The sequence below is a fragment of the Pseudomonas sp. yb_5 genome (assembly GCF_043103865.1).
Lineage (GTDB): Bacteria > Pseudomonadota > Gammaproteobacteria > Pseudomonadales > Pseudomonadaceae > Aquipseudomonas > Aquipseudomonas putida_Y.
This window is the reverse complement of record NZ_JBICKE010000110.1, coordinates 34048-40897: the sequence shown is the minus strand read 5'-3', so window position 1 is coordinate 40897 and position 6850 is coordinate 34048. Positions and strand designations below refer to the sequence as shown.

The 6850-nt window shown below is 61.7% G+C and carries 6 protein-coding genes; all 6 read right to left on the bottom strand.

Features of this window, described 5'->3' with window-relative positions; translation table 11 throughout:
- Window positions 1–132 precede the first annotated feature (132 nt).
- The 6 genes from ispD to tilS all read right to left on the bottom strand — a co-directional run bounded on the left by ispD (window position 133) and on the right by tilS (window position 6759).
- Complete coding sequence (gene ispD / locus ACF8GF_RS20620; protein ID WP_176682770.1) at window positions 133–840, bottom strand: 2-C-methyl-D-erythritol 4-phosphate cytidylyltransferase; 708 nt, start codon at window positions 838–840, stop codon at window positions 133–135.
- Window positions 837–1118, bottom strand: a complete 282-nt coding sequence (gene ftsB / locus ACF8GF_RS20615) for a cell division protein FtsB (RefSeq protein WP_004576849.1) — start codon at window positions 1116–1118, stop codon at window positions 837–839. Before ftsB ends, ispD begins: the two co-directional genes overlap by 4 nt.
- 168 nt (window positions 1119–1286) lie before the next feature.
- Window positions 1287–2576 (bottom strand): phosphopyruvate hydratase, encoded by a 1290-nt coding sequence (gene eno / locus ACF8GF_RS20610; RefSeq protein ID WP_176682769.1) that lies wholly within the window; start codon window positions 2574–2576, stop codon window positions 1287–1289.
- A gap of 154 nt (window positions 2577–2730) precedes the next feature.
- On the bottom strand, window positions 2731–3576 hold the full coding sequence (gene kdsA, locus ACF8GF_RS20605; RefSeq protein ID WP_176682768.1) for a 3-deoxy-8-phosphooctulonate synthase: 846 nt from the start codon (window positions 3574–3576) through the stop codon (window positions 2731–2733).
- A gap of 3 nt (window positions 3577–3579) precedes the next feature.
- On the bottom strand, window positions 3580–5208 hold the full coding sequence (locus ACF8GF_RS20600; protein ID WP_392488429.1) for a CTP synthase: 1629 nt from the start codon (window positions 5206–5208) through the stop codon (window positions 3580–3582).
- 267 nt (window positions 5209–5475) lie between these two features.
- The gene (gene tilS / locus ACF8GF_RS20595) at window positions 5476–6759 is read right to left on the bottom strand and encodes a tRNA lysidine(34) synthetase TilS (RefSeq protein ID WP_392488428.1); all 1284 of its coding nucleotides are present in this window, start codon (window positions 6757–6759) and stop codon (window positions 5476–5478) included.
- Window positions 6760–6850 lie beyond the last annotated feature (91 nt).

Below are 6850 nucleotides of genomic sequence, written 5' to 3'. Positions count from 1 at the left end.
AGATTGGCCAGCAGGGCCGGCCTCTTCGCGGGTAAACCCGCTCCTACGGCGGCCTGTGTCCAACCCCCGATGTGTGTCCACCACCGTGGTAGGAGCGGGTTCACCCGCGAAGAGACCGGCACAGGCGAACGCTCAGCGTTTACCCGCCCAGCGCTGGCGCAACCATTCGAGATCCTCGGGCCGGGTCACCTTTATGTTGTCACTGCGCCCTTCCACCAGCCGCGGCGCCTGACCGGACCATTCGATGGCAGAAGCCTCGTCGGTCACCACCACATCCGACACCAGGCACTCGGCCAGCGCCCGGTGCAACGCCCCAAGGCGAAACATCTGTGGTGTGTACGCCTGCCAGATCGTGCTGCGGTCCACGGTAGCACTCACCCGGCCATGGCTGTCGGCGCGCTTGAGGGTATCGCGCGCCGGCACCGCCAGCAGTCCACCCACCGGGTCGTCCGCCAGCTCCGACAACAGCTTGTCCAGGTCGCCGCGCGCCAGGTTCGGCCGCGCGGCATCATGCACCAGTACCCAGTCGCTTTCAGCCGCCCCCTGGGCATGCAGCATCAGCAAGGCGTTAAGCACCGAGTCAGCTCGTTCACGCCCGCCCGCCGCACACTGGATGCGTGGGTCGCTGGCGTAGCGCAAGCCAGGCCAGTAAGGGTCATCTTCGGCAATGCTGACCACCACGCCTTTAAGCGCCGGGTGGCCAAGAAAACAGTCGAGGCTGTGCTCGAGAAGGGTCTGCCCAGCCAGCTCCAGGTATTGCTTGGGGCGGTCGGCAGCCATGCGGGCACCTACACCCGCCGCAGGAATCACGGCCCAGAAGGCCGGCAAGGTATCGATCATTTCTGTGGCAACTGGAAGAGGGTTTCGCCCTCTTTGACCATCCCCAATTCATGGCGGGCCCGTTCTTCAACGGTCTCCATGCCTTTTTTCAGCTCTAGCACTTCAGCATCGAGCACACGATTACGCTCGAGCAAACGCTCGTTTTCGGCATGCTGATCGGCAATCTGCTGCTTCAGTTCGGTCACTTGCGCCAGGCTGCCGTTACCCACCCACAGGCGGTACTGCAGGCCACCCAACAGCAAGAGCAGAACGAGGAACAACCAATAGGGACTGCGCATCACGTTATCCAGGTTAAAAAGGCTGCCGCGTACTTTTCACTTCGGGGCCTCGAATAGCACGAAGCCTGGCCGAGGCCAGGCTTCGTCGACAGAAACCCGTTAGTACGTAGGAAAGTTCAGTACGAACGTTCCTACAACTTCGGCTGCTGCCTTTTTACCATCTCTTGCTTAGCCGCGAAACTCGGCACGACCGCGGTAAACCGCTTTGGCACCCAGTTGCTCTTCGATGCGCAGCAGTTGGTTGTACTTGGAAACGCGGTCGGAACGGCACAGCGAACCGGTCTTGATCTGGCCAGCAGCAGTACCCACAGCCAGGTCGGCGATGGTCGAGTCCTCGGTTTCACCGGAACGGTGCGAGATCACTGCAGTGTAACCAGCAGCCTTGGCCATCTGGATGGCTTCCAGGGTTTCGGTCAGCGAGCCGATCTGGTTGAACTTGATCAGGATCGAGTTACCAATGCCCTTCTCGATGCCTTCCTTGAGGATCTTGGTGTTCGTCACGAACAGGTCGTCACCGACCAACTGGACTTTTTCACCGATCTTGTCAGTGAGGATTTTCCAGCCAGCCCAGTCGGACTCGTCCAGGCCGTCTTCGATCGAAATGATCGGGAAACGCTCGGTCAGGCCTTTCAGGTAGTCGGCGAAGCCTTCGGCGTCGAACGACTTGCCTTCGCCGGACAGGTTGTACTTGCCGTCTTCGTAGAATTCCGAAGCCGCGCAGTCCAGGGCCAGGGTCACGTCGGTGCCCAGCTTGTAGCCGGCTTTTTCGACAGCTTCGGCGATGGCGCCCAGGGCGTCTTCGTTGGACGCCAGGTTAGGGGCGAAACCACCTTCATCACCTACGGCGGTGTTCAGGCCACGGGCCTTCAGTACGGCCTTGAGGTGGTGGAAGATTTCGGTACCCATGCGCAGGCCGTCAGAGAAGGTCTTGGCGCCAACCGGCTGAACCATGAACTCCTGAATGTCGACGTTGTTGTCGGCGTGCTCACCACCGTTGATGATGTTCATCATCGGAACCGGCATCGAGTACTGGCCCGGGGTGCCGTTCAGGTTGGCGATGTGCGCGTACAGCGGCAGGTCCTGGTCCTGGGCAGCAGCTTTGGCGGCAGCCAGGGAAACAGCCAGGATGGCGTTGGCGCCCAGCTTGGCCTTGTTCTCGGTACCGTCCAGTTCGATCATGGCGCGGTCCAGAGCCTTCTGGTCGGAAGGATCCTTGCCCAGCAGCAGGTCGCGGATCGGGCCGTTGATGTTGGCGACGGCCTTCAGCACGCCCTTGCCCATGTAACGGCTCTTGTCGCCATCACGCAGCTCCAGCGCTTCGCGCGAGCCGGTAGAAGCACCGGACGGCGCGCAAGCGCTGCCGATGATACCGTTGTCGAGCAGTACATCGGCTTCCACAGTGGGGTTGCCACGCGAATCGAGAACTTCACGACCTTTGATGTCGACGATTTTTGCCATTGTTGTAAGCACTCCAGAATTTGACGAAAACAACTTAGCTTAGGAAATTCTTGCCGTTCACCGGGCGAACTTGCTTTGGGCAGGCCTGATGAAGGGAGCCCCTGACCGACTGGTCAGGGGTGGATCGGGCGGTACTTTACCCGAGAAATGAGCTTTACGCGGTTTCTACCGTCGGAAAACTTTTCACCAGGTCGTCCAATTGCTTGAGCTGGACCAGAAACGGCTCCAGTTTATCCAGGCGCAGGGCGCATGGGCCATCGCACTTGGCGTTGTCCGGATCGGGGTGGGCTTCGAGGAAAAGCCCGGCCAGGCCCTGACTCATGCCGGCCTTGGCCAGGTCGGTAACCTGGGCACGACGGCCGCCGGCGGAATCGGCGCGACCACCCGGCATCTGCAGGGCGTGGGTCACGTCGAAGAACACCGGGTATTCGAACTGCTTCATGATGCCGAAGCCCAGCATGTCGACCACCAGGTTGTTGTAGCCGAAGCTCGAACCACGCTCGCAGAGTATCAACTGGTCGTTACCGGCCTCCTCGCACTTGGCCAGGATGTGTTTCATTTCCTGAGGTGCGAGGAACTGAGCCTTCTTGATATTGATCACCACGCCGGTCTTGGCCATGGCCACCACCAGGTCAGTCTGCCGCGACAGGAAAGCCGGCAGCTGGATGATGTCGCATACCTTGGCGACGGGCTCGGCCTGGTAAGGCTCGTGCACGTCGGTGATCACCGGCACGTTGAAGGTGCGCTTGATCTCTTCGAAGATCTTCAGCCCCTCGTCCATGCCAGGGCCACGGTAGGACGTTACCGACGAACGGTTGGCCTTGTCGAAGCTGGCCTTGAACACATACGGGATACCGAGCTTCTCGGTAACCCGCACGTACTCTTCGCAGACCTTCATCGCCAGATCACGGGATTCCAGAACGTTCATGCCGCCGAACAGGACGAACGGCTTGTCGTTGGCGATCTCGATGTTACCGACGCGAATGATCTTCTGGGTCATCGATCAGGCCTTGTTCTTCTGAGCCAGGGCTGCCTTGACGAAGCCGCTGAACAGCGGGTGGCCGTCACGCGGGGTGGAGGTGAACTCCGGGTGGAACTGGCAAGCGACGAACCATGGGTGGTCCTTGGACTCGACCACTTCCACCAGCGCGCCGTCTTCGGAACGGCCGGAAACCACCAGACCAGCTTCCACCAGTTGTGGCAGCAGGTTGTTGTTCACTTCGTAGCGGTGACGGTGACGCTCGGTGATCACATCCTTGCCGTAGCAGTCGTGCACCTTGGAACCGTTAGCCAGCTGGCAGTCCTGTGCGCCCAGGCGCATGGTGCCGCCCAGGTCGGAAGCCTCGTCGCGGGTCTCGACGGCACCGGTGGCATCGGCCCACTCGGTGATCAGGCCGACCACTGGGTGGCCGCTGTTACGGTCGAACTCGGTGGAGTTGGCGTCTTTCCAGCCCATCACGTTACGGGCGAATTCGATGACGGCCACCTGCATGCCCAGGCAGATACCCAGGTACGGCACCTTGTTCTCACGGGCGTATTGCACCGCAGTGATCTTGCCTTCCACACCGCGCAGGCCGAAACCGCCCGGTACCAGGATGGCATCGGCGCCTTCGAGCAGGCTGGTGCCCTGGTTCTCGATGTCTTCCGAGTCGATGTAACGCAGGTTGACCTTGGTCCGGTTGGTGATGCCGGCGTGGCTCATCGCTTCGATCAGCGACTTGTACGCATCCAGCAGCTCCATGTACTTGCCGACCATGGCGATGGTCACTTCGTGCTCCGGGTTGAGCTTGGCATCGACCACCTTGTCCCACTCGGACAGGTCGGCGCCATTGCACTGCAGGCCGAAGCGCTCGACGACGAAGTCGTCCAGGCCCTGAGCATGCAGTACGCCCGGGATCTTGTAGATGGTGTCGACGTCTTCCAGCGAAATCACCGCACGCTCTTCAACGTTGGTGAACAGCGCGATCTTGCGACGCGACGAAGCATCGACCGGGTGGTCGGAGCGGCAGATCAGCACGTCAGGCTGCAGGCCGATGGAGCGCAGCTCCTTGACCGAGTGCTGGGTCGGCTTGGTCTTGGTTTCGCCAGCGGTGGCGATGTACGGGACCAGGGTCAGGTGCATCAGCATGGCACGCTTGGAGCCCACTTCGACGCGCAGCTGGCGAATCGCCTCGAGGAACGGCTGCGACTCGATATCACCCACGGTACCGCCGATCTCCACCAGGGCCACGTCGGCATCGCCGGCACCCTTGATGATGCGACGCTTGATTTCGTCGGTGATGTGCGGGATGACCTGGATGGTCGCGCCCAGATAATCACCACGACGCTCTTTGCGCAGCACGTGCTCGTAGATACGGCCGGTGGTGAAGTTGTTGTTCTGGGTCATGGTGGTGCGGATGAACCGCTCGTAGTGCCCCAGGTCGAGGTCGGTCTCGGCGCCATCGTGGGTGACGAACACTTCACCGTGCTGGAACGGGCTCATGGTGCCCGGGTCGACGTTGATGTACGGATCCAGCTTGAGCATGGTGACCTTCAGGCCCCGCGCTTCCAGGATGGCCGCCAGGGAAGCCGAGGCAATGCCTTTCCCCAATGAAGAAACAACACCGCCCGTGACGAATATGTAGCGCGTCATGAAAAACCCTAGAAGTCTGCGTTAAGGCGGCCAGCGCCGCCGGAGAAAGCGAAGGAAGGCCGAAGCCCCCGATCACCTGCGTCAATCACAGTGCATCTCGAAAAACTGCCGCGTCTGTACAGCCAGGGTATACCCGGCATGGCGTTCGCTCGTCATTTCCAGAATCAGCTCGGCAAAAAACTGCTTGGTAATCGGCAACCCCTGTGTTTTCGCGGAACCCACAGAAGTTGTATCAAGAAGGGAGGGTAGTCTACCGGAATGTACCCTTCAGCTCAAACCTTGCGCGTTCGTCGGTAACTGCCAGTGCAGTTGGCAATCCGCCCTCACCAGCCCGGGCAGGTTGGCCACCGCCAGCAGGCAATCGTCGCTATATAGCAAGGGCAGGCGCGAGCGCAGGAAATGCGGCACTTGCTGCTCGTTTAACAGGCGCTTGAGGTCACGCCGGCCTCGGCCGGGAACCTCCAGCATTTCACCACCCTGACGGTAGGCAATGCGCAACCCGCCCGGCACGGCTGCGCCGATAAGACGCACGCAACCATTGCCCGGCAACCGCAGCGGCCCATCAGGGTCTGGCCAGGCCAGCGAGCCAGCGGGTTGCTGTAGCCAATCACCGCTCAACCACCAGATGCGCCCGTGGCTACGCACCAACCGCCCATCGGCAAGCCGCCAGACTGGCCGGGCATCGGCGGCGGCATCGCGCAGGTCTGCCCAGCCGGCCCAGTGCCGGGTATCGGGCAAACGGGTGCGCTGGCTTAGCCAGTACTGCAAGGCATTGCGCTGACGGGCTGGCGATAGCGCTACCAGGGTGGCCAGGTCGAGGGAATCCAGCCCCGGCCAGGCGATGGGCGCCCCCTTACGCGCAAGCGCCAGATCCTCCTGGGCCAGTTCGTCCAGCAAACCCAGCGCCTCACCCAGATGCTCTGCTGCACGGGCGAAGTTCTGGCTGGCCTGAGGCCAACGTTGCTGCAAGTGCGGCATCACTTCGCCGCGCAGGTAGTTGCGGGCGAATTGTGTGTCGGCGTTTGACAGGTCTTCGATCCAGACCAACCCTTGGGCTTTGCCATAGTCCTGCAACTGCTGCCGCGAACAACCCAGCAACGGCCTGACCAGGCTGCCCTGCCCTAATGCCCGCTGCACCGGCATGGCTGCCAGGCCGCGCAGGCCGGCGCCGCGCAACAGGCGGAACAGCAGAGTCTCGGCCTGGTCGTCGCGGTGCTGGCCGGTGAACAGGATGTCGCCTGGGCCGAGCGCTTGCCTGAAGGCGGCATAGCGGGCATCTCGGGCCGCCTGCTCCAGGCTGGCGCCGGGGCTGACCTGGACGTGAATGACGTGGAGTTCGATGCAAAGATTGTCGCAGACGGCTTGGCAATGAGCAGGCCAGGCGTCAGCAGCGGACTGCAGGCCATGGTGGACATGAATGGCACGCAGCGGTGGGGAAACGTGATTGCGGGCGTAATCGGCCAGCAGGTGCAGGAGGACGGTGGAATCGAGGCCGCCGGAGAAGGCGACGTGCCAGGTGGGGGCGTTGAGCCAAGGAGTGAGGTTGATCATCTAGCCCTCGCTCGATTCCAGAAAGCATTCGCGGGCATGCCCGCTCCCACATGCACGGCGCAAGCCTCAAGGACAGCGCAATACCTGTAGG

What these genes read in the sequence shown, in the direction of transcription:
- ispD (WP_176682770.1), bottom strand. Translation starts at nt 840, where the DNA reads ATGATCGATACCTTGCCGGCCTTCTGGGCCGTGATTCCTGCGGCGGGT.
- ftsB (WP_004576849.1), bottom strand. Translation starts at nt 1,118, where the DNA reads ATGCGCAGTCCCTATTGGTTGTTCCTCGTTCTGCTCTTGCTGTTGGGT.
- eno (WP_176682769.1), bottom strand. Translation starts at nt 2,576, where the DNA reads ATGGCAAAAATCGTCGACATCAAAGGTCGTGAAGTTCTCGATTCGCGT.
- kdsA (WP_176682768.1), bottom strand. Translation starts at nt 3,576, where the DNA reads ATGACCCAGAAGATCATTCGCGTCGGTAACATCGAGATCGCCAACGAC.
- ACF8GF_RS20600 (WP_392488429.1), bottom strand. Translation starts at nt 5,208, where the DNA reads ATGACGCGCTACATATTCGTCACGGGCGGTGTTGTTTCTTCATTGGGG.
- tilS (WP_392488428.1), bottom strand. Translation starts at nt 6,759, where the DNA reads ATGATCAACCTCACTCCTTGGCTCAACGCCCCCACCTGGCACGTCGCC.